Origin of the sequence: Cutibacterium namnetense, assembly GCF_001642025.1 — a bacterium.
Lineage (GTDB): Bacteria > Actinomycetota > Actinomycetes > Propionibacteriales > Propionibacteriaceae > Cutibacterium > Cutibacterium namnetense.
Map to the genome: position 1 here is coordinate 139,943 of NZ_LWHO01000002.1, position 21,244 is coordinate 161,186.

The 21,244-nt window shown below is 60.0% G+C and carries 16 protein-coding genes and 2 pseudogenes; 9 read left to right on the forward strand and 9 right to left on the reverse strand.

Annotated elements, in window-relative coordinates:
• Positions 1–125: 125 nt before the first annotated feature.
• Positions 126–3,077, forward strand: coding sequence for a bifunctional [glutamine synthetase] adenylyltransferase/[glutamine synthetase]-adenylyl-L-tyrosine phosphorylase (locus tag A5483_RS03440; RefSeq protein WP_193790431.1), 2,952 nt, complete (start codon positions 126–128; stop codon positions 3,075–3,077).
• On the opposite strand, the gene A5483_RS03445 is transcribed toward A5483_RS03440, so the two are convergent.
• The 3 genes from A5483_RS03445 to glnA form a co-directional block, all read right to left on the reverse strand.
• Positions 3,071–4,393, reverse strand: coding sequence for a threonine/serine exporter family protein (locus tag A5483_RS03445; protein WP_082863984.1), 1,323 nt, complete (start codon positions 4,391–4,393; stop codon positions 3,071–3,073). The genes A5483_RS03440 and A5483_RS03445 overlap by 7 nt on opposite strands.
• A 6-nt stretch (positions 4,394–4,399) precedes the next feature.
• On the reverse strand, positions 4,400–5,575 hold the full coding sequence (locus tag A5483_RS03450) for a Nif3-like dinuclear metal center hexameric protein (protein ID WP_063811054.1): 1,176 nt from the start codon (positions 5,573–5,575) through the stop codon (positions 4,400–4,402).
• 87 nt (positions 5,576–5,662) lie between these two features.
• Positions 5,663–7,084: a type I glutamate--ammonia ligase gene (gene glnA / locus A5483_RS03455; protein ID WP_002549381.1), complete on the reverse strand. Its 1,422-nt coding sequence runs from the start codon at positions 7,082–7,084 to the stop codon at positions 5,663–5,665.
• A gap of 111 nt (positions 7,085–7,195) precedes the next feature.
• Here glnA and A5483_RS03460 point away from each other — a divergent pair, with 111 nt between their 5' ends.
• Genes A5483_RS03460 through A5483_RS03470 form a run of 3 tightly spaced genes read left to right on the forward strand, consistent with a single transcriptional unit; the run spans position 7,196 to position 9,369 of the window.
• Positions 7,196–7,618: an RDD family protein gene (locus A5483_RS03460; RefSeq protein ID WP_002549442.1), complete on the forward strand. Its 423-nt coding sequence runs from the start codon at positions 7,196–7,198 to the stop codon at positions 7,616–7,618.
• A 5-nt stretch (positions 7,619–7,623) separates the two neighbouring features.
• Positions 7,624–8,733, forward strand: a complete 1,110-nt coding sequence (locus A5483_RS03465; protein WP_002549407.1) for a glycosyltransferase — start codon at positions 7,624–7,626, stop codon at positions 8,731–8,733.
• A gap of 27 nt (positions 8,734–8,760) precedes the next feature.
• Positions 8,761–9,369 carry a DedA family protein gene (locus A5483_RS03470; protein ID WP_002549357.1) on the forward strand — a complete coding sequence of 203 codons (609 nt, stop codon included), beginning with the start codon at positions 8,761–8,763 and terminating at the stop codon, positions 9,367–9,369.
• 75 nt (positions 9,370–9,444) lie between these two features.
• On the opposite strand, the gene A5483_RS03475 is transcribed toward A5483_RS03470, so the two are convergent.
• Complete coding sequence (locus A5483_RS03475; RefSeq protein WP_063811030.1) at positions 9,445–10,833, reverse strand: PTS transporter subunit EIIC; 1,389 nt, start codon at positions 10,831–10,833, stop codon at positions 9,445–9,447.
• Positions 10,834–11,008: 175 nt separating this feature from the next.
• Between A5483_RS03475 and A5483_RS03480 the strand changes: the two genes are divergently transcribed.
• From A5483_RS03480 to A5483_RS03500, 5 genes are all read left to right on the forward strand, one after another.
• On the forward strand, positions 11,009–11,734 hold the full coding sequence (locus A5483_RS03480; protein WP_002549406.1) for a GntR family transcriptional regulator: 726 nt from the start codon (positions 11,009–11,011) through the stop codon (positions 11,732–11,734).
• The gene (locus tag A5483_RS03485; protein WP_002549367.1) at positions 11,731–11,979 is read left to right on the forward strand and encodes a PTS sugar transporter subunit IIB; all 249 of its coding nucleotides are present in this window, start codon (positions 11,731–11,733) and stop codon (positions 11,977–11,979) included. The genes A5483_RS03480 and A5483_RS03485 overlap by 4 nt, the downstream gene beginning before the upstream one ends.
• A gap of 129 nt (positions 11,980–12,108) precedes the next feature.
• Positions 12,109–12,339: a PTS sugar transporter subunit IIB gene (locus A5483_RS03490; RefSeq protein ID WP_002549405.1), complete on the forward strand. Its 231-nt coding sequence runs from the start codon at positions 12,109–12,111 to the stop codon at positions 12,337–12,339.
• Entirely contained in the window at positions 12,339–12,833 is a 495-nt protein-coding gene (locus A5483_RS03495) for a PTS sugar transporter subunit IIA (protein WP_063811031.1), read from the forward strand. Before A5483_RS03490 ends, A5483_RS03495 begins: the two co-directional genes overlap by 1 nt.
• Positions 12,811–13,368, forward strand: coding sequence for a YagU family protein (locus A5483_RS03500; protein ID WP_063811032.1), 558 nt, complete (start codon positions 12,811–12,813; stop codon positions 13,366–13,368). The genes A5483_RS03495 and A5483_RS03500 overlap by 23 nt, the downstream gene beginning before the upstream one ends.
• Here the strand turns inward: A5483_RS03500 and A5483_RS03505 are convergent.
• The 5 genes and pseudogenes from A5483_RS03505 to A5483_RS03525 all read right to left on the reverse strand — a co-directional run bounded on the left by A5483_RS03505 (position 13,316) and on the right by A5483_RS03525 (position 21,197).
• On the reverse strand, positions 13,316–14,380 hold the full coding sequence (locus tag A5483_RS03505) for a glycosyltransferase 87 family protein (protein ID WP_193790433.1): 1,065 nt from the start codon (positions 14,378–14,380) through the stop codon (positions 13,316–13,318). The genes A5483_RS03500 and A5483_RS03505 overlap by 53 nt on opposite strands.
• Before the next feature lie 101 nt (positions 14,381–14,481).
• Positions 14,482–16,287, reverse strand: a complete 1,806-nt coding sequence (locus tag A5483_RS03510) for an ABC-F family ATP-binding cassette domain-containing protein (protein WP_002549006.1) — start codon at positions 16,285–16,287, stop codon at positions 14,482–14,484.
• Positions 16,288–16,294: 7 nt separating this feature from the next.
• Positions 16,295–17,065 (reverse strand): DUF4191 domain-containing protein, encoded by a 771-nt coding sequence (locus tag A5483_RS03515; protein ID WP_002548773.1) that lies wholly within the window; start codon positions 17,063–17,065, stop codon positions 16,295–16,297.
• A gap of 199 nt (positions 17,066–17,264) precedes the next feature.
• Positions 17,265–18,784 (reverse strand): annotated as a pseudogene (locus A5483_RS03520) (exo-alpha-sialidase).
• A 248-nt stretch (positions 18,785–19,032) separates the two neighbouring features.
• Positions 19,033–21,197: pseudogene (locus tag A5483_RS03525) on the reverse strand (exo-alpha-sialidase).
• Between the last annotated feature and the right edge of the window lie 47 nt (positions 21,198–21,244).

The following is a 21,244-nucleotide window of genomic DNA, read 5'->3' on the forward strand; positions in this document are numbered from 1 at the left end:
ATCGTCACCTCAGCAAGACTAGGAGTACCGGGTTGCACGGACGGTACACCCATTCGACGCTGACGTGACGACTGGGCAACACGTCAGTGCCCCGTCAGCTAATGTGCCCTGAGGGGGTGGTCGCGGTGAATCGCAAGCCGAGCGTCATGATGGACCTACTGCGTTTGGGAGTGATGGATACTGATGCGGCCTTGGCTGACCATCACCGAATCGCGGAGGCTATAGGGGCTGACCCAAGCCGACTGGCGGAATGGGAGCATCACCTCGAGACTTGTTGTGATCCTGACCTAGCCCTCACCGCCCTTGCCGATCTTGCACAGGAAGCCGCGCAGCGCGTCGGTGAATTGCTTAGTCATGACGCTTCCGCCTGTCGGTTGGTTCGACTCTTAGGCGCATCGAGCGAACTGGGTCGCCACCTCATTACCCACGCCGATGTGCTTGAGGAGATCACCCGTGATCCGGTCCGCCTCAGCCGTGACGAGATCTGTGACGATCTGCTTGAGGTCGTAGGTGCCCATCGAGAAGGTGAGTTTATGGTCGCCGAAGCGCCGATCGGCCCAGCATCAGACCGGCTGAGGCTGGCGAATCGGCGTCACTTGGTGCGGATTGCCTCGCGAGATGTTAGCGCTGACGACCCAACCGAGATCATTGAAGATATTGCTGCTGAACTAGCCGATTTGGCTGACGCCATTATCACTGCGGCCCTGGCTTTGGCCCGGGCCGACTGCCCGGATCACGCCGATGCGCGATTGGCCATTATCGCGATGGGAAAGTGCGGGGCTCAGGAACTCAACTACATTTCTGACGTCGACGTCATCTATGTTGCTGAACCGGCCAAGGACGGTGTCTCAAGCGCCAGCGCGGTGAGTATTGCGACGAAGCTGGCTGCCTTGGTGGCGAGAATATGCTCGGCCCATTCGGGGGCTGGATCAATCTGGCAGGTAGACGCTGCGCTGCGTCCGGAGGGCCATGCCGGGCCGTTGGTGCGGACCATGGATTCAATGCGTACCTACTACGAGAAATGGGCGAAGAACTGGGAGTTTCAAGCCCTGCTTAAGGCCCGTCCGATGGCTGGCGATATCGACTTGGGTCAGCGATTTGTTGAGATGGTCTCCCCGATGGTGTGGCAGGTGGGAGAGGCCGAGGGATTCGTACCAGAGACCCGCGCGATGCGCACCAGAGTCGTCAGTCTGATCGCGGCCAAGGACAAAGGCCGCGAAATCAAGCTTGGTGCCGGGGGATTGAGGGACGTCGAATTCACCGCGCAACTATTGCAGTTGGTGCACGGGCGCCAAGACGAGTCGCTGAGGGTGCGTGCTACCTTGCCGGCCTTGCGAGCTCTTGCTGCGGGCGGGTACATCTCGCGAGGCGCAGCTGAACGTCTTAAGGAGGCATACCGGTTAGAGCGCGTCATGGAACATCGCGTGCAGATGTTCCGGCTGCGACGCACCCATCTGCTCCCAGACGACGAGGACGGTTTACGTCGTCTAGCACGTGCGGTCGGTCTGCACACCGCAGACGAGGTCTGCGGGGTTTGGACGGCGACGTCGAAGGAAGTACTGCGAGCCCACGGCCAGGTGTTCTACTCGCCGGTGGTCGAGGCAGTAGCGCGCATTCCCACCCAGGATCTGCGGATGAGCGCGGAGGCTGCGAGGGTGCGTCTAAACGCGCTGGGATTCCACGACGAGGACGCTGGCCTGCGTCATATCGAGGCGCTCACCACTGGCACCAGCCGGGCGGTACGTATTCAGACCGCGCTCATGCCGGCCATGCTCGCGTGGCTGGCTGACGGCCCCAGCCCAGACCATGGGTTGCTGGCTTTTCGCCAAGTATCTGAGGCGCTGGGGGAGTCCCCGTGGTACCTCAGAGCCCTGCGTGACGAAGGAGCGATGGCTCAGCGGCTAGCGGTGGTGTTGTCGACGTCGAGGTATGCCGTCGATGTGTTGACCCGCGCGCCGGAGACCGTCCAGGTGCTCGTCGATGAGGATCTCACTCCGCTGAGCCGGGAGGACCTCACCCGACAAATGAATGCTGTGGCGCGCCGTCACCATGACGTCGAGGAGGCAGTCGGGGCGATCCGGGCAATGCGGCGTCGTGAGCTTTTCCGGATCCTTGTCGCCGATATCCTCGACGCCACAGACATTCTGCGTATAGGCCAAGCCTTGACCGACCTCACCGGAGCGACCATCGATGCGGCCTTGACCGCAGTGTCGCGGGGAATCGAGGACGCCCCACCGATCGGAATCGTCGCGATGGGCCGCTGGGGTGGTGGAGAACTGTCCTATGGTTCCGATGCTGATTGTCTGTTCGTCGTCGGGGATGGGCCGGGAGCCAATGAGAAGGCGCTGAAAATCGTCACCAAATTACGCAACTTACTCGCCAAGCACGGGGCGGATCCCGCTGTGGTTTTGGACGCTAATCTGCGCCCGGAAGGACGGTCCGGTCCGATGGTACGGAGCCTGGAAAGCTATCGGAAATACTACGGACAGTGGTCAAGTACCTGGGAATCCCAGGCTTTGCTGCGGGCTAGCCATGGTGCCGGGGACCGGGGGCTGACGACCGAACTGCTGGAATGCGTCGATCACGTGCGTTACCCAGCTGACGGTCTGACGGGAAGCCAGCTGGCTGAAATTCGCAAGCTCAAGGCGCGGATGGAATCGGAGCGGATTCCTCGCGGAGTGGACCCCAAGCGGCACCTCAAGCTGGGGCCCGGAGGACTATCCGATATCGAGTGGACAGCCCAAGTTATTCAATTGCAGCATGCCGGCCACGAGCCGGCGCTACGCACCACCTCGACGGTTGAGGCCCTCGACGCCGCGTTGGCGGCTGGTCACATTGACGAGGGCCAGCATGCCGAACTGTGTGATTCCTGGTTGGCGGCGAGTCGATTGCGTAACGCGATCATGGTGGTGCGGGGCCGTCCGAGCGACGTTATTCCTTCGGACTCAACGGATCTCGACGTCATCGCTAGGACCCTGGGAATGGGTCGAGGAGCATCTGAGCGCCTCGTCGAGGATCATTTGCGGCATGGTCGACGCACATCAAGGGTTGTCGACGAGGTGTGTTGGAATCAGTGATCCTCCTCGGAGAATTTGAACGCGTGGGGGCTGGGGACTGGTAGGTTTCGGGCCCATGCCGGATCCGTACACATTCGTGCTATCGCCAATCCGCATGCGATGAGGATGACGGTGAGGACTGCATCGACGCCGAAGGTCAGTGCCTTCGTCATGTCCTGTGCATTGAGCCAGTAAACAGTGCGGTACATCGAGGCGCCAGGGACCATGATGACGCAGGCCGGAACTGTCAATGTGATGCGTGGCAACTTGGTTCGGGCAGATAGCGGACCGGCGAGAAACCCAATGACGATGCCACCGACCCCAGCTGCCAACTGGGCCGGAAGGTTGACGTTAATCAGGGCAAGGCGGCACAGATTCCCACAAGCTCCCAGAGCTGCAGCCCATGCGACCGTGCGCGGTGAGGAATTGAAGATGGTGGCGAACCCGGCAACTCCGCATGCTGTTGCTATCGCATAGGCAAACCACGCCCAGGGGTACGGGAAGACCGTCTGAGCAGGCAGCGGTTGCAGGCCGGTAGCTGCTGAAAACACCCAGGCAGACATAGTGGCGGCAAGGATGAGACCGAGGGAATAGGTCGCTCGACTTAAACCCGCGGTGAAGTCCATGCGAACCATGTCAAGGATCGAAGTGATCATGGGGAAGCCTGGTACAAGGAACAGCAGAGAGGCGACGTAGCCGGGGCCGTGGATGGTGTGCAGACCCGTGTTGGTCAGCAAATCTGCCAGCATGAGGTAGACCAAACAGGCTGCGGCCGAGGCCAGCGCTGCGACTCCAAATTGATTGAGCCAGCGACGGTTGAGACGGCCGCGTACAAACTGGCCGATGGACGCCGCCGTGAGTACTACGAGGGAGTCAGCCAGCGAGAACTTATTGAGGATGGCGAATCCAGCGCACGCGACGCCGCCGGCGAGAACTGTCTGCCATTCCGCCCACTGGGGGCGCACTGTTCGTGAAATGTAATCCAATTGTGATTCCAGCTCGCGCCCGGTCGTGCCAGCCGGCAGGTTATGGGCAAGGTCTTCAAGGGCGGCGATACGCGAGGAATCGACGCGGGCCCGGTAGACCTCACGTGCAACAGTGCGGAAGTTGTCCCCACGGTGGGCAGTTGCAGTGATCTCGGTGAGGCTGACAGTGGCATCGAGTCGGTCAATGCCCAGGGCAAGTCCGGCATCAGACATGGCCCTTTTCACTCGATAGGAGCCGGTGCCAGACGACAGCAGCATTGATCCCAGCCGAATGACCGCTTCGGTGTCATTAACGAATTCGCGGTCATGACGGATGTCATCTCGGTAATCTTGGTGATCAGTGCATGTCACGTCCCTCTATTGTGCCACTGCCGCTCCAATGGTCCATGGATCAGTTCGGATACCTAGATCCTGGCAGGGCAGCCCTAGCTCGTCATGGAGGCGACGCGCAACGTCAGCGCACCAAACAGACTCAGATGCCCAATGGGCGGTGTCGATGAGGGCAGGTCCGCCAGCACGAAGATGCTCGTCAGCAGGGTGGTGTCGCAGGTCACTGGTGAGGTAGACGTCAGCACCGCTGGCTGCTGCGGCGTCAAGGAGAGAGTCTCCGGCACCAGAGCAGAGAGCGACTGTGGTGATGGGCTGGTCCGGGTTACCTGCAGCTCGCACTCCCCACACAGTCTGGGGGAGCCGCTCGGACACGCGTTGGGTAAAGCTGCGGAGGGTCATGGGCTCGTCGAGGTGGCCTACGCGTCCGATTCCCGGCGTGACGGGACCAGGCCGGGAACCAGAGTCGATGGTCTTCACGTCGTAGGCAGGCACTTCATAGGGGTGAGCATCAACGAGGGCCTTGCGTACCGTGGAGCGCGCTAAAGTCGGCGCGACGACGTGAATGCGCACTTCCTCGACGGTTTCAATCTGGTTGGTGGTACCGACAACGGGATGAGATCCGGTAAGGGGTCGAAACTGGCCACGCCCCAATGTTTCGAAACTGCACTGGTCATAGCCGTCGAACTGGCCTGCCCCCGCCTTGAACAGAGCATTGCGCACTGCCTCGACGGAGTCGACCGGTACTTGAATTCCCCATAGATCGACCGGTTGCGCGACGGGTTCCAGGGGACACTCGACGACCACCCCCAGCACCTGAGCGAGTACATCGTTGACACCGCCGACTGCGGCGTCGGCGTTGGTGTGGGCGCTCATGAGGGCGATGCGGTGACGAATAAGCCGATGAACGATGCGTCCCTTGGGCGTATCCGCCGCTACCGACGTGGTGCCACGCATCAGAAGAGGATGGTGGACCACGAGCATATCGGCGTGGGCCTCGATGGCAGCATCAACGACGGCGTCAGTGGCCTCCAGAGCGCAAGCGATCCGCCCGACGGCCTCGTCGGGATCCCCGCACACCAGACCGGGCGCGTCCCACGACTCGGCCAGGGACGGGGGATACCACCGATCCAGAATGCTGCGCACCTGACCGACGGTGATCATGCCGGATTGCGGAGTAGATAGGTGAGAGGAATGGTCTGCCATGGCTTCACGGTAGCGTGCTGACGCTTCGATGAAGAGTAGGCCCACAAGGGGCGCAACCGTAGCTGCGCCCCTTGTAAGTGGATCGACTCAGATGTCGTAGTACAGATCGAACTCGTAAGGATGCGGACGCTGCTGCAGGGCAGCCAGATCGCCACGCTTGAGCTCAATCCACGTCTCGATGAGGTCCGGGGTGAACACATCACCGGCGAGGAGGAACTCGTGGTCGGCCTCGAGGCTGTCGAGAACGGCGCCGAGGCTGCCTGGCACATGATCCATAGCGGCATGCTCCTCGGGCGGGAGCTCGTAAATGTCCTTGTCGACCGGGGCCGGCGGCTCGATCTTGTTTTGGATGCCGTCCAGACCGGCCAGCAGTAGGGCTGCAAAGGCCATGTAGGGGTTGGCTGACGGATCCGGGCAACGGAACTCGACGCGCTTAGCTTTCGGGTTCGGGCCAGTGATGGGAATACGCATGCAGGCGGAACGGTTGCGCTGGGAGTACACCAGATTGACTGGGGCCTCAAAGCCCGGCACCAGGCGGTGGTATGAGTTGGTGGAAGGGTTGGTGAAGGCCAGCAGCGACGGTGCGTGCTTGAGGATACCGCCGATGTAGTAGCGGGCCATGTCAGAGAGCTGGGCGTACCCGGACTCGTCGAAGAACAGCGGCTCGCCGCCCTTCCAGATCGAAGAGTGAACGTGCATACCTGAGCCGTTGTCTCCGAAGATTGGCTTCGGCATGAAAGTGGCCGTCTTGCCGTGTTGCCAGGCGACGTTTTTGACGATGTACTTAAATTTCATGACGTCATCGGCGCTGCGCGACAGGGTGTCAAAACGCCAGTTGATCTCGGCCTGACCTGCTGTACCGACCTCATGGTGGGCGCGCTCGACCTTCATGCCAAGGCCCTCCATGATGGTGACGATTTCGTCACGCAGATCACCAAAGTGGTCGGTCGGGGCGACTGGGAAATACCCACCTTTGTACTTCACTTTGTATCCGCGGTTGCCGCCATCCTCGGTACGTCCGGTGTTCCACGCTCCAGCCTCGGAGTCGATGGAGTAGTACGAGGTGTTCTGACGGGTGTCGAAGCGAATGTCGTCGAAAACGTAAAACTCAGCTTCGGGTGCGAAGAAGGCAGTATCGCCGATCCCGGTAGATGCGAGGTAGGCCTCGGCCTTACGTGCGATGTTGCGCGGATCGCGGCTGTAGGCCTCCTTCGTGATGGGGTCGTGGACGTTGAAGTTCACGATGAGGGTCTTGCGTTCGCGGAAAGGATCGACCCAGGCGGTCGTCGGATCGGGCAGTAGGGCCATGTCCGACTCGTTAATCTTCTGGAAGCCCCGAATTGAGGATCCATCGAAGGCCAGACCATTCTCGTACTGGTCCTTGTCGAACTCTCGGGCGGGCACGGTGAAGTGCTGCATGATACCGATGAGGTCACAGAAGCGGACATCGATCATCTCGATACCCTCCTTCTTGACATAGGCAAGCAGGTCGTCGGGACCTTCGAACATCTTTCCTCCATCAACATGGCTGGTGATGTATTCACGGTAGTTCGCGCGGGTTGCTCGCCCGTCACCGTTATGTTTCGAGCGTGTAACAGGTCGTGTCGTAGGATTCACCAGGTGAGTGGAACCGAGGCAGCCCCAGGAGTCTCAATCGGGCTGCCCGCTGAGGGGCGCGGTTCGCTAGCCAGTTGGGGCAAACGCATTGGTGCTCTCATCATTGACTGGGGGGCCTGCATGGTGCTAGCCCGCGCCATATTTGGCCCAGCAGTCATTCGGGGCGGTGGCTGGGCGATGTGGATGCCGATGGCGGTGTTCTTCGTCGAATCTGTTCTGTTCACCGCCATGACAGGTGGTTCCTTCGGTCAGGTCGTGGCCCGGGTGGCAGTCGTCCGCCTCGGCGATCTCGGCCCGGTGGGGTGGTGGTGCACAGTTGCCCGGACCGCCATGAAATGCCTTGTCATTCCCGCTCTAGTTATTGGTGCCGAACGTCGCGGACTGGATGATCTCGTGCTCGGTACTGTCGTCGTCAATCGCAAGTGAGATATATGCGCGTCATGGTTTTGTCTCGGGGTATTCCGAGCCCCGAGGCTCCGCTGCGGGGCATCTTCGAGTACGACCAGGCTGTAGCACTGCGTCAGCAAGGCCACGAAGTCGTTCTGGCCGTCCTTGATGCCCGTTCGGCTCGCCACTGGCGAAAGTTTGGGACGCGAATAGAGCATGCCGTAGATCGCAATGACGGTATTACGGTAGTGAGATTGGACGTGCCGTTGGGGGCGGCCTGTGCGCGTATAGATCACCGAGTTCACGCCGTTGCGGCCCGGCACCTGCATCGCATCGTGACTTCGCAATGGGGCATCCCTGACGTCAGCCACGCCCACTTCGCCAGATTCGCTGCTGCTGCCGCCAGGGCCGGCTTTCCCGAACCACTGGTGTGGACCGAGCACGATTCTCACTTAGCTCATCCGGATCGGCGCCTCAACGAGGACGTCACCGCTGCAGGCAACCGGGCAGACGCGGTGATCAGCGTGTCTCAAGGACTCTGTGACAGGCTGGCTGGGCATGGGGTGACCTCAACGGTGGTCCCCAACATCGTCGACGTCGAGCTATTCGATCGCCCTGATCGATGTCATGAGGGGACGGTCGTCGTCAGCGTCGCCACCCTCAACCCCGCAAAGGGCATGATCGAGTTGGTTCAGGCTGTCGAGCGTCTGCCCGAGGTTCAGTTGAGAATCATCGGAGATGGACCTCAGCGGCGCCAGCTGGAGGTCATTGCCGCTAATAATCCCCGCATCGTCATGCTGGGCTCCCAACCGCGTGACCGCATCGCTGAGGAGCTCGCCGGGGCTGACGCCTTTGCTCTGGCTTCCCATGCTGAGACTTTCGGCGTCGCTTGTGCCGAGGCCCTCGCATCGGGCTTGCCGGTCTTGACGACGGCTTGCGGCGGACCTCAAGAATTCATTGACGATTCCAACGGCGTGGTGGTTCCAGTCGGTGATGTTGACGCCTTGACCGAAGGGCTGGACCGGGTGCTGGCTAGGTCGTGGGATCGTGACCAGATCGCTGGGCGCGCCCGCTCCCAGTTCGCGGCCGGCCCGGTCGTTGATCAGTTGGAGGCGGTTTACCGAAAGGCGATCGCCAACCACGATGGGGGCTGATCGAGCCGAGGTGGAAGACTAACAGGCATGAATCTGACCGCATGGATGGCGAGTATCAATAGCGTCATCGCGGCTAATGCCTCTCATCCCTGGGTGATCGGGGCATTGTGGGGGTTGTGCGTCCTTGACGGGTTTTTCCCGCCGGTTCCAAGCGAGTCCCTCGTCGTTGCCTTAGCAGCAGTTGGTCATCCGCCGTGGTGGCTCGTTATCCCGGTAGCTGCCGTGGGTGCAATCTGCGGAGACAATATTGCATATTGGGTAGGACGCCAGCTTGGTCACACTAAATTCTTTACCGGTGGGCCGAAGCGACAGAAGACGGTTACATGGGCGACCCATCAACTGAGGGTTCGAGGCCCGCTGTGCATCTTGGTGGCCCGCTACATCCCTGGGGGCCGTGTCGTCGTCAATGCGATGGCTGGGGCAACTCGATTCTCGTACCGGGTTTTTCTGCCTATTGATGCCCTGGCTGGAGTGTTGTGGGCAGGTTATGCCACCGCTATTGGTGCTGGGGCAGCTAGTTTCTTGGGTAACAATCACATTCTTGCTGCTGCCGTGGGGATTATTGGGGCAATTGTCATTGGTGTCGTCCTCGATCAAATACTGCGGCGATTGATGCCAGCGCCGTCGAGTGATTGAGCGGTTCGTGACGCGTCATGATGGCGCCCCCAATTCATCAGGGGCGCCATCACGAGAGTAGAGGACTCGGCGGGATCAGACTCGTCCCTCCTTTTGGGCGTCTGCCTTCCCGGTGGACTGACTGGCGGCTAGCTGAGCCTCATCGAAGACGCTGGCACCGCCGGCGGCGTCGTCGCCCTCATCTTCACGGCCAGGGGTGCGCAGGTTCCACTTGGTGATGGCGAAGCGGAAGACGACGTAATAGATGACGGCGTACACCACGCCGATGAGGATGAGTAGGAGTACTTTTCCGGGCCCGCCGGAAAGCTCCGTGGCTCGTCCGAAGTTGATGATGTAGTCGGTCAGACCTGCCGAGAAACCGAATCCGTCCTTGATGCCCAGGGCATTGCACAGGGCCAGGGAGGAGCCGGTGAGCAGAGCATGCACCAGGTACAGCGGGAAGGCGACGTAAGCGAAGGCGTACTCGAGGGGCTCGGTGATACCGGTGAGAAAGGCCGTCAAGGCTACTGACATCATGACGCCGCCGGTGACCTTCTTACGCTCCGGTTTGGCGGTGTGGTAAATCGCTAGGGCGGCGCCGGGCAGGGCGAACATCATGATCGGGAAGAAGCCAGTCATGAAGGAACCAGTCCAGGTGTTGCTGCCAGCGGCACCGCTGAAGAAACAGGTGATGTCGCCATGGAGGGTCTCACCAGCAGTATTGGTGCAGTTGCCGAGCTGGAACCACGGCAGCGAGTTCAACAGATGATGCAGACCAAAGGGGATGAGCAGCCGATTGATGGTGCCGAATACGAATCCCGTTCCGGGATTGGATCCGTGGGTCATGATGAAACCGCCGACTTGCTTATTGAACAGCCAGTCGAAGGCCGGGTAGATCATCGCCATGATGACGCCTGCGACGACGGAGGCGGCGGCAGTGACGATCGGCACGAAGCGGCGACCGCCAAAGAAGGCTAGGTAGGTTGGCAGCTTGGTACGCCGGTATTTCTCATACATCTTGGCCGCGATGAGGCCGATGACGATACCGCCGAGGACACCGTAATTGATGACTCCGGTCTTCTGCGAGAAGTACGGAGCGAGGGCGTGGAGGACGCCTCCCTGAGTTTTATCGGAGGTACCTGCACCAGTAAAAGTGAGGTAGCCGATGAGGGCGGCTAGGGCAGTAGAGCCGTCAGCCTTCTTCGCGTAGCCGACGGCCACACCCAGGGCAAAAATGAGGGGTAGGTTGTCGAAGATTGCGCCACCTGCACCGGCTAGTACATCGGCGACCGGCTGCATCCATGATGCGTGCTTGGCGAGTCCGTCGGCCCCGAGGACGTCAGCAGATCCGAATCGCATGAGCAGGGCGGCGACCGGTAAGGACGCGATCGGGAGCATGAGAGAGCGTCCAATGCGCTGCATCTGGGAGAACCCGGGTATCTGCCGTTTCTTCTTGGTGCTGGTAGCAACAGTGTCTTTCGCCATAGGAGTTCCTCCACAGTGAGTGCTCATGTCCAAGGGGTGGTATGGACCACTTTCCGAAGTACAGACTATGGGGGCGGTCGTGTCAAGGCAGTGTGCAGAGTTTGTGAACGTCATCGTGGTGGGGCTTTCGCGGTGATCGGTGCTGGTGGCACTGTGCCCGAGGCATAATTCACCCATGAAGTACGTGACCGTGCGGGATTACCTTGTCGAGCTCATCGACACCCGCTTATCGGTCGGGGATGTCGTGCCTAGCGAGCGGGAGCTTGCTGAGCGGTTCGGCATCTCGCGCATGACGGTCCGCCAGGCGGTTGATTCGCTGGTGAGTAGCGGAATGCTGGAGCGTCGTCGCGGCAGCGGTACCTATGTCAGAGCTCCCAAAGTGCATGTGCAGTCGCGCATCTCGTCTTTTAGCGAGGAGATGCGCCAGCGCGGCATGATCCCAGACACCCGAGTGCTGCGCGGTGAGGAGATCTCCGCCGCTCCTGATGTGGCTGTGTGGCTAGGGATTGAGCCGGGGGAGCCAGTCCATTACATCTACCGCGTGCGGCTTGCTGACGGTGTTCCGATGGCCGTTGAAAGGACCTGGATCGCTGCCCGAGTGATGCCAGATCTGTTGACCGATGGCGTCCCGGCAAGTCTTTATGGGGCGATGACGGTCGCTGGGCTAGCTCCCACTTGGGGAGAGGACACCATCGAGGCTGTCAGCGGTGACGCGCTAATTTGCGAGCAACTGCAGATCCCCGTCGGATCGGCTGTATTGGCTATCAACCGTCGTACTTACGTCGACGACACTGCGATCTCTTATTCCCGGTCCTGGTACCGGGGAGATCGCTACAAACTGTGGGTTCCGATCTCTGGTCCACGCAGAACCCTGTACCCACCTCGAGGAGGTTCTCGATGAAGCGTGTCGAGCACATCTTGGCTGCCTTGGGCGGAGTCGACAATGTTGTGTCGATCGAGCCATGCGTAACCCGGCTACGGTGCCAGGTTCGTCATGGTGAGCAGGTTGATGAGCAAGCTCTGCGTCGGGCTGGAGCGCATGGAGTCACGATGCAAGGACATAGCGTTCAGGTCATCGTCGGCCCGGACGCTGATCTGCTGGCTTCAGACCTAGAGGACTTGTGGGGAGAAGAGCGCGAGTCTTGACCGAATTTTGACATTCGGACGCCTGATGGAGTTCAGTGTTAGTTGTCTGGACCACTTAGGAGATGGGCCAGTATTCGTTCGAAGATCCTCCATGGCGGAGTTCATCTCGAACCAGAACAAGGAGACATCATGAGCAAGGCAGAACAGATCCTGGCAGCCCTTGGCGGCGACGACAACATCGACGACCTCGAGGCTTGCATCACCCGACTGCGCGTCGAGGTCGACGATCCGAGCCTCGTTGATGAGCCTGCGCTCAAGGCTGCTGGTGCCTTCGGCGTTGTCCAGCAGGGTACGTCCATTCAGGTCGTTGTTGGCCCCGAGGCCGACACTCTGGCCGAGGACATTGAGGATCTGCGCTGATGACCGCTATCGCATCTCCTCTCGACGGCACCCTGATGCCGTTGTCCGAGGTTCCTGATCCGGTCTTTGCGCAGGGTCTCGCGGGGCCCGGTGTTGCCCTCGAACCCACGGGTGAGGGCGACGTCACTGTAGTGGCTCCGGTGGCAGGACGCATTGTCAAGCTGCACCCGCACGCTTTCGTCATCCAGGCAGAGGGATTCGGGGTACTCGTACACCTTGGCATTGACACCGTCCAGCTCGATGGGGAGGGGTTCACCCTTCATGCTGAGGAGGGTCACGAGGTCGTCGTGGGAGACCCACTCATCACCTGGAATCCGGCCGGGGTCGTTGCGGGTGGCCGCAGTGCGGTCTGCCCGATCGTCGTCCTCGACGCTTCCAGCGGAAGGATCGGTGACGCCGCTGTTACCGGGGAGCGGATTGCCTGCGGCGATCGGTTATTCCAGTGGTTGGACGTTCCTGAGCAGGATGCCAATGTCTGTGCCCAGCACGACTGATCGGGCCCGTCGTCGCCCTGAGGCAGCGGCTCTGGTAGGGGTTGTCGCCGGAATTTTCTCGGCGATCGTCAAGTTTGGGTGGGAAGTGCCTTTCCCACCGCGCACCCCTGAGCGAAACGCAACGAATCCGCCCCAGCAATTGTTGGAGCAGCTGGGATTCAGCGATCACTTTGCCCACACACTGGTGTATTTCAACGGCAATGGCTTGCCGGTTATGAGCTTCATCATTCACTTCGGATTTGCCATCTTCTTCGGCGTCGCGTATTGCGTTGGCGCTGAACGGTTCCCGAAAATCACACTATGGCAGGGCGTTGCGTTTGGTGTCGTCGTCTACGTCGTCTTTCACGTCATCGCGATGCCGGGATTGGGTACCGTTCCGGCGCCGTGGCACCAGCCGTGGCAGGAACACCTCAGTGAGTTGTTGGGTCACATCGTCTGGATGTGGAGCATCGAGGTCGTGCGCCGTGACCTGCGTAGCCGCATCACTGGCGAGCCCGATCCGTGGGTTGAGCCATCGATGACAGCAGGACGATGAGGGTAGCGACGCCGACGAATTCGTAGGCGTCGGTCAGGATCTTCTGCCACCATGCTGCGGTGAGTTCTCGGTTACGACCGGCAGGAAACCACCAGACCATCCATGTCAGTGTGGCTAAAGCCCAAATGATGGCTAGAACCTGCTGGCAACGACGACGGTCGGCTAGTCCGGCGACGATGACTAAGGACCCCCATACCCAGTGGTGCGACCATGACACGGGACTCACCAAGCATCCGCACAGCCCGGCGCATAACAGGGACCACACCTGGTCAGCCCCACCTTCTTGCCACAACCGCCGAGATGCAACACCGGCAAGTGCGCAGCACAGCGCGACTAGAACTAGCCACACGAGTGTGAGGTTGCCATGGCCTAGGCGCAGCAACATGCCCGAAAGTGATTGATTGCCCGCCCAGGTGAGCCCACCCAGACGGTTCGGCGTGAGCATGTAATGGGTCCAGTACTCCCAAGATGCTGTGGGCATCACCGCGAGCCCGATGGCGATCGTGACTAGACCAGCCGCGGCGGCTCGAAGCGCTGCCTTGAATTGACCCGTGACGAGATACCAGAGGGCGAAGATGCCCGGAGTGAGCTTGAATCCGGTGGCCACTCCGACCCCCACCCCGCGCCACCTCCGAGGCAGCAGGAATACGTCAATAACGACGAGGGCGGCTAATTGCAGGTTGACCTGTCCATAAACAAAAGTTTTCCCAATGGGTTCGCTAAAGTTCAAGACTGCGACGAAGATGGCCGTCAGCAATGGCTGAGGCTTGTGCCCGCAACGGCGCCAGATGAGATCAATCATGATGGCAAGAGCGATTGCACTGACGCCATAGTGGAGGATCGTTACCGGCAGAGACGGAATCAGAGCTAATGGGGTGAGGGCGATCGCCGCGAATGGTGGGTAGGTAAACCCCAGACCACTGACCGATGACGCAGTGTATAGCGCTTTCGGATCATTCAACATAGCGCGTACGCAGTCGCGGTATATCTTTAGGTCGGTTGGGCGCGGCATGGCCAACGTCCACGTCACCGTCGTCATGATGACCGCGATTGCTGGCCAGATGAGGGATGAGGCCGGTCGCTTCCCGGAGATGGGGCTATCGTCTTGAAGGGTCACTGATCCTCCACAATGTCGGCGGTCTCGAGCCACTGTTCCTCAAGGGAAGTCATCCGCGCGTCGAGTTCGTTGGCCTTCGTCTGGAGATGTACCAAGGCTTGGTAGTCGTCGGCTTTGGTGGCCATTTCCTCATGCAGGGCAGCCAGCTCATCGCGGACCTTTCCCATCTGACGATCGAGCCTGTCCATGTCCTTGCGGGCCTGGCGTAGCTCGGCGGCGCTTATCTTTGGCTCGTCGGCCCGGGACGTACTGCCTACCCGGCTTGATTTCGACGGGCCGGTTTTACGGTCGCGGCGGTGCTCTAGATATTGGGAAATCCCCCCGGGCAGGAGCGCTACCGTGCCATCTCCCATGAGAGCCCAAACTACGTCGCAGACCCGTTCCAGGAACCATCTGTCATGGGAAACGACGATCAGTGTGCCGGGCCAGGAATCGAGGTAGTCCTCGAGTAGGCGCAGGGTGTCAATGTCGAGGTCGTTGGTCGGCTCGTCGAGGAGGAGCACATTGGGCTCGTCCATGAGGAGGCGCAGCAGTTGAAGACGACGCCGTTCGCCACCTGAAAGATCGCCGATACGGGTAACGAGTTTCTGCCCGGTAAACCCGAATCCTTCGAGGAGATCAGTGGCGGAGGCATCACGGCCGGTGGCTAGCTTCGTTCTCGCTTTGACGTCGTTGACGGATTTTAGGACGGTCATTGTTGAGTCGAGGTCATCAACTTCCTGACGCAGGTGGGCCAGTCGCAGGGTCTTCCCCTGTTTGACCCGGCCTGAGTCGGGCTTACGAGAGCCGTCAAAGAGGTTAAGCAAGGTGGTCTTACCAGCTCCATTGACGCCGACCAGGCCGATCCGGTCGCCCGGGCCGATCGACCAGGTCACTTTGTCAAGCAGGGTGCGCTCGCCAAGCTCGTCGGAGGGCACGGTGACGGTGACATCGTTGAGGTCCAGCACATCTTTACCCAGCCGCGTCGCGGAAAAGCGTGCTAGCTGTAGCTTGTCGCGGGGCTCGGGGACATCGGCGATGAGGGCGTTGGCCGCCTCGACTCGGTAACGCGGTTTGGAGCTACGGGCAGGGGCTCCCCGTCGCAACCACGCCAATTCTTTACGCGCCAGATTTTGACGCTTGGCCTCGTTACTGGCGGCGATGCGCGCTCGTTCTACCCGTGCCAGGGTGTAGGCCGAATATCCACCTTGGTAAGCCTCGACGGTGGCGTCGTGGACTTCCCAGATGTCAGTGCAGATTTCGTCGAGGAACCAACGGTCGTGTGAGACGACGAGCATTGCCACGCCGTGTTCCTGCAGGCGGCGCAGATGGCTAGCCAGCCAGGCCACAGCCTCGACGTCGAGGTGGTTGGTGGGCTCGTCAAGGACGAGCAAGTCGTGGTCTGCAAGCATGATCGAGACCAGTGCGGCCCGTCGTCGTTCCCCACCGGAAAGATCCGTCATAGGGCGGTCAAGGTCAATGTCGGAAAGCATGTCTTCGACGATGGGACGGGCCTTGCGGTCGGCTGCCCAAACGTGGTCGGGCTGACCTCCGACGACGAGGTCGCGGACGGTCTGATCCTTGGGAGCCTCAGCCTGGGCAAGCACTCCTATGGAGATGCCGTTGGTGCGCGTCACAGTTCCGGAGTCAGGCTCCAGGGAACCAGTAAGAAGGGCTAAGAGGGTGGATTTACCGTCTCCGTTTCGTCCCACGACGCCGATGACATCCCCGGTCGATAGCCCCAGGGATACCTCTGACAGGATCGTCCGGGTGCCCCAGGACTTCGAGATGCGATCAGCGTTGACGATATTTGTGCCGGCCAACGGAGGCTCAGCGTCCCCGCATGGCGGCGCGGGCGCCCTTCATTGAACTTGGCATCGGACCCTTTGGAAGCGGCACCTTGGGGCGCATGGCGTCAAGGGCTTTGAGTCGATTGACGACCTCGTCCACCTGGCTGGTGTTGAGAGCCTTGGGGAGTTTCTTGATGTGTTTGTCGAGGTTCTCTAGCGGCACCTGTCCCTTGCCGTCGCCCATGATGATCGACGTCACCGGAGTGCCGTAGGCGACCTGCTCGTGGCGCTTAGTCTCGGTGGCCAGCAGGTTACGCAGGCCGGCGCCGTGCCCCTCGCCGATGAGAACAATTCCGCCCGGACCGACAGCGCGGTGAACGACATCCTGCTGACGGGTAAACGCGATCGCGGGGGTGGAAGTCCACTTCTTCTTGTCGAGCAGGGACAGGGCAACTTCGGCTGACCCTGTCTGGCCTTTGAACCGGGCATACATGGAACGCTTAGCGCGCCACTGGAAAGCCCACATAGCGGCAGCAGCGCCAGCAAAGAGGCCAACGATGAGCCACGCCCACCATAGGTCGGTGAGGATCAGTCCAAGGACCGTGAACACCACAACGCCTGCCACGAAGGAGCCGATGACCCACCAGAGGAGCTGAGGGTCAACCTGGCGGGTCAGCTTGAACGTTTCGACGAGCTGTCTTCCGGTGCCCCAGTCCTTGGGGTTGTCAGAGTGCTTGCGACGCTCCTTCTCGGCCTTGGCCTGGGCTTTCTGCTTCGCGGCGAGTTCCTTGGCTGCCTGGCTCTTGGGCATGGTGCGCGGCTCCTCGGGGTTGATGGACAGGTGCGGGGCAGACTCCTGAGGCGCAGGTCTTCCCGTGACCCGTAAACTCTACCCTGCCGGGCCTTTTCCGTCGTCCTCTCAGGGGCAGGGCGAGGAAGAACTGCAGTCTCGAGATGGGGCGTGGCCGTCGTGCTGCGACAGGACGACTGTGGTGCTCGCCGCTATGTGCTCAAGGTGTCAGTTCGCGCAGATACATACGTTGAAGCCCGTCTGCCCATGAATCCGTAGGTGATGATTCGAAGAGCAGGAAAACACGTCCGTCGGATAACTGGGCGATCGAGGAATAACCGAAGAGGGTTTGTGGACTTGTGATGTCGGTGTGACTCACCCATTCAAGTTCGGAGCGTGGCCCAGATGCTGTTGCGGACCGGTGGATAACCGCCAGATGGGCAACGCCATGTCGACGCCTGCGGTCATCTGCTGAAACGACCATGAGAGCAGGGAGTTGCTCCCCGGTGGCAGGCGATGCGATGGTTTGCTGCAGCATGAGCGCGGAGACCTGACATGCGACGCCTTGGTCGTCGTCGCCGAACGCGGATGCCAGCGTGCTCCAGGAATGGCCGCCATCCAGGCTCTCGGCGGTCAGCACCTTCCCGCCCGAAGAGGCAGAGTGTCGGTTGAAGCTGCGCAATACGCCGGGTAAAACCTCTGTGATCGCACTTTCGTGGAGGTCGATGGCGGCTGGCATCGGGATTCCTCGTTGCCAAGTTTCTCCACCATCGTCAGTATACACAGTAGTGCAGGAAATTCCTCCCGGAAGCATCATGTAGGTCGGAATGACGATGCGTCCAGCGTGTTCTCCGGCGCGGATCTGAATGGCCCGACCTGGTGCAATGAGAGTGCATCGTGAATCGATAGGCCTGAACTGTCGCGTCACCAATTTTCCCATGCTCCATGTCCGGCCATCTACTCGTATGAGTAGATCTCTATAATGTGATTAGTGTTGAAGATCTGGAGGATTGAATCTTGGTAAAATACGCGCATTGGAGCGATGCGAGCTGAACCGTGCTGGAACACATACAGCGGAATTCCTAGCTCGAAGAGGTTAAAATCTTCGTCCAAGGAGTATCTTGATCGTCGTCCGAGTATGAGATTTGAGTCATCGACTCCAGTGGCGGTGTATGGACGAGGTGTGCCGATCAATTCGTAAATCTGAATGTGGCCGCACGCGTCGCGGGGACCGTCGAGGTCAGCTACGAGGTCAAATTGTGAACGGTCGATGTTCAGATTGATGTTTCCTCTCAGCCCGTCGGCGTCCCCTGTGGCGTTGTGCGTCGAGAGCAGAAGCATGTCACGTCCGGAAACGGTGGCGAAGCCATCTCCCAGGGGGAACTTTCGAGGGCGTCCACCTTTGACGGAGCCGTCCGGCGCGACATTGAGATGCTCGAATACGCCGCCGTTCCAGGCCCAGAGGTCAATGACGAGCATCAGTCGATTTCGAACGGCGTCTTCGACGACGGCACCGTCGATGACCGAAGATGATGCGGGGGCGTACCCATACGCCTTCGAATAATCTCGCATTTCCAATGGCTTGATCAATGACGGGGTTTTCCATCCGTCAGTAATCGAGTAGCGGGAAGCATTGGGTTTTCTGCGAATCAAAGCGTCGATGTTGTCTGCAGAGTCGCCGGTTGTCGCGCGATTTGCATCGCAGCCCGCGACCAATGTGTCATTGACTGTGGGCACCATGAATGGGATGCGGAAGAAACGTGATGGCGAGTTCTCTGCGTTGAACACCTCGAAATCGTCGGTTTTCGGTGTCGCGAGTGCAGGAGCGCGCTCAGAGATCTGGCCTGCTATACCCCAGAACAAGGCTGCCCCGCCAGAGATCAATGCGGATCGTCGTGAAATCTGTTGGTGCATGGTGAACCCCTAAACGTCAAGACTTCCATCTTATGGATACATTGAATGGGCGATATCTGGCGTCGCTGTGCGAATTACTCCAGTGTGCTGCGGGAATTGGTGAGCCATGACAGCGGCACCTCTGTCAGGAATAGGCCTTGCCACTCCCGTTCCCACAGGACGAGCAGAGTCCGTTCGTCTCGCTGGGCCATACATTGGTACACATGATGGCGGGAGTTGAGCACGCGGTTGTGCGGCCAGGTTTTACCTCCGTCAAAACTCTGACGCAACACTCCACAACCCCGGAACGGCAGCATCATTGACGCATTCGCAAATACCACTGATTCGGTTCCAAATTCGTCCCGGACGGAGATGGCATTAGGTTGAGAGAAGATTTCGGTCAGCTGCTCGACGAACGTCACGTCGCCCCATGTCTCGCCGCCATCGACGCTGGCTGCATGCGCTACCCGTCCGGAGGGATGCTGGTTGCGCATGAAGGAGTGCACGACACCGTCAGGGGTCTCCACTAACGCCGACTCATGGGTTGAACCGCGATCGTCCTCGAGGTTTCGAGAACTGACGATCTTTCCGAACAGTTCACGGTCGTCGTTTGGTGACTTACCGAGATGCCATGTCTTGCCACCGTCATCGCTGTATACCGCGGCACATGAAAAAGTCTTCCCCCTCTCGTGGTTGTAGTAGACCGGTGCCAGGAGCCGACCTCGATGTGTCCCGTGTTCCAACTGGATCCCGTTGCCCGGTGAAGTACCAAAGAACCGCATCCAAGGCTGCTTGAGAGTCGGGTTTAGATTGATGGGCCGTGACCACGTCCGGCCATCGTCATCGCTGTGGATGAGGATGAGGTTGCAGGTTCGTGGGGCCAGCAGAGACTCGTGAGTGTCCACTCCGGTGGCCAGGTGGATGTTGCCGGCGGGGGTACCGGCGTCGAAGACGTTTCCGGCTTCGTCAACGGTGTAGTCCGTGAGCTCGCCCGACTCGGTTGTCACGATGCCTTCTGCATTGAGGATGTAGGCCGCCATGTCGCGGTCGAACAGAAGTTGCCGACCTTGCTCATCGAAGCCCGATCCCGGTTTGGCGTTGGGCTGCCCCACACCACCCGGGAACTGGTCGATCAAGCAGAACACGCGTCCTGAGTTGTGATCCTGAAACAGAGCCGAGTCGATGACCGATGCTCCTAGGGCGCCCTCGCCGGGATACTCGAGGACTATCTGGGCCTCGTCCCACAGGCGACCGTCTTGGCTGCGACGGATGACGAAGTTAATGTCGTTGGGGCTATCGTTGGCAATGCTCACACGTTGATCTGCCCCTGCGATGAAGGTTCCAGAGTCAAGTCTGATGAGTGATGGGATTTGGTAACTCTTCGAGCCTAGATATCCGGTGTCGAAGAGAGCTTGGGTCCGTAGCGGAGGCACACTGGCGAGGCGTTTGACCTGGGCGTCGGTCAGCGCAGTGCTGAAGATGGATGCCGTCTGTGTTTCCCCAAACAGCCGGGCTCCTTCGAGATCCTTCCCGACGGTGACCTTTTCTACCGTGCCAAGATCGGCAAAGAACGCCTCACCGGGTTCGTGGGCCACGAGGAAACCGTCAACGTAGAGATCAATGGCACCACGGCCACTGACTGCAACCAGGTCATGCCAGTTCCCGTCGTCCCACTTGCCCGGAGCGCACCATGAGCGAGTTCTCCAGTACGGCGTGCATCGCGGGCCGATAGCTCAGAACTAGCGAATTCGATGAGCGGCATTGCCGCCGGTGCCTTGGCCATCATGGCTGGTAAAGACAAGGCTGAGTTCCACATCCGGAATCGCCGTACCTCGAGAATACCCGACGGGTTGATGATGATATGGGTTGCTCCCAGGTTCTGGCACCATGCCCGCAATGTTGCGGAGAATGTTTCGTAGCCGTCTGCAAACAGGTGCGTGCCAGTTTCATCAGCGGTTAGTCCGACGGAGTGAATCGTGCCATCTGCCATGCCCAGTGCATCTTCGGCGTCGAGACTTCGAGATTCTCCGTCTAGATCAATGCGGCCGAGCAAACGGTCTGCATTCACATCGACCGATAGCCGCCCGTTCTTTCCAACAAGCTCGAACAGACACCCGGAGGACGTCGCCGTGAACTCGATGAGAAGTGAGCCGTCCTCGCCGTCGATTCGATGTACGTTCACGCCGTTGCGCGCCGCTAGCAGGGCGCTTCCAGCGAGGTCAATCGCTAATTCCTCGGTATAACTATCAGTAACAGTCATGGCTGAAGTCTCCTCGTGGCTTCCATGCCCCATCTTGGCTGGAGATT

What these genes read in the sequence shown, in the direction of transcription:
- A5483_RS03480 (WP_002549406.1), top strand. Translation starts at nt 11,009, where the DNA reads ATGAAGTACGTGACCGTGCGGGATTACCTTGTCGAGCTCATCGACACC.
- A5483_RS03450 (WP_063811054.1), bottom strand. Translation starts at nt 5,575, where the DNA reads ATGGCAGACCATTCCTCTCACCTATCTACTCCGCAATCCGGCATGATC.
- glnA (WP_002549381.1), bottom strand. Translation starts at nt 7,084, where the DNA reads ATGTTCGAAGGTCCCGACGACCTGCTTGCCTATGTCAAGAAGGAGGGT.
- A5483_RS03500 (WP_063811032.1), top strand. Translation starts at nt 12,811, where the DNA reads ATGTCTGTGCCCAGCACGACTGATCGGGCCCGTCGTCGCCCTGAGGCA.
- A5483_RS03490 (WP_002549405.1), top strand. Translation starts at nt 12,109, where the DNA reads ATGAGCAAGGCAGAACAGATCCTGGCAGCCCTTGGCGGCGACGACAAC.
- A5483_RS03495 (WP_063811031.1), top strand. Translation starts at nt 12,339, where the DNA reads ATGACCGCTATCGCATCTCCTCTCGACGGCACCCTGATGCCGTTGTCC.
- A5483_RS03465 (WP_002549407.1), top strand. Translation starts at nt 7,624, where the DNA reads ATGCGCGTCATGGTTTTGTCTCGGGGTATTCCGAGCCCCGAGGCTCCG.
- A5483_RS03470 (WP_002549357.1), top strand. Translation starts at nt 8,761, where the DNA reads ATGAATCTGACCGCATGGATGGCGAGTATCAATAGCGTCATCGCGGCT.
- A5483_RS03515 (WP_002548773.1), bottom strand. Translation starts at nt 17,065, where the DNA reads ATGCCCAAGAGCCAGGCAGCCAAGGAACTCGCCGCGAAGCAGAAAGCC.
- A5483_RS03485 (WP_002549367.1), top strand. Translation starts at nt 11,731, where the DNA reads ATGAAGCGTGTCGAGCACATCTTGGCTGCCTTGGGCGGAGTCGACAAT.
- A5483_RS03505 (WP_193790433.1), bottom strand. Translation starts at nt 14,380, where the DNA reads ATGCCGCGCCCAACCGACCTAAAGATATACCGCGACTGCGTACGCGCT.
- A5483_RS03475 (WP_063811030.1), bottom strand. Translation starts at nt 10,833, where the DNA reads ATGGCGAAAGACACTGTTGCTACCAGCACCAAGAAGAAACGGCAGATA.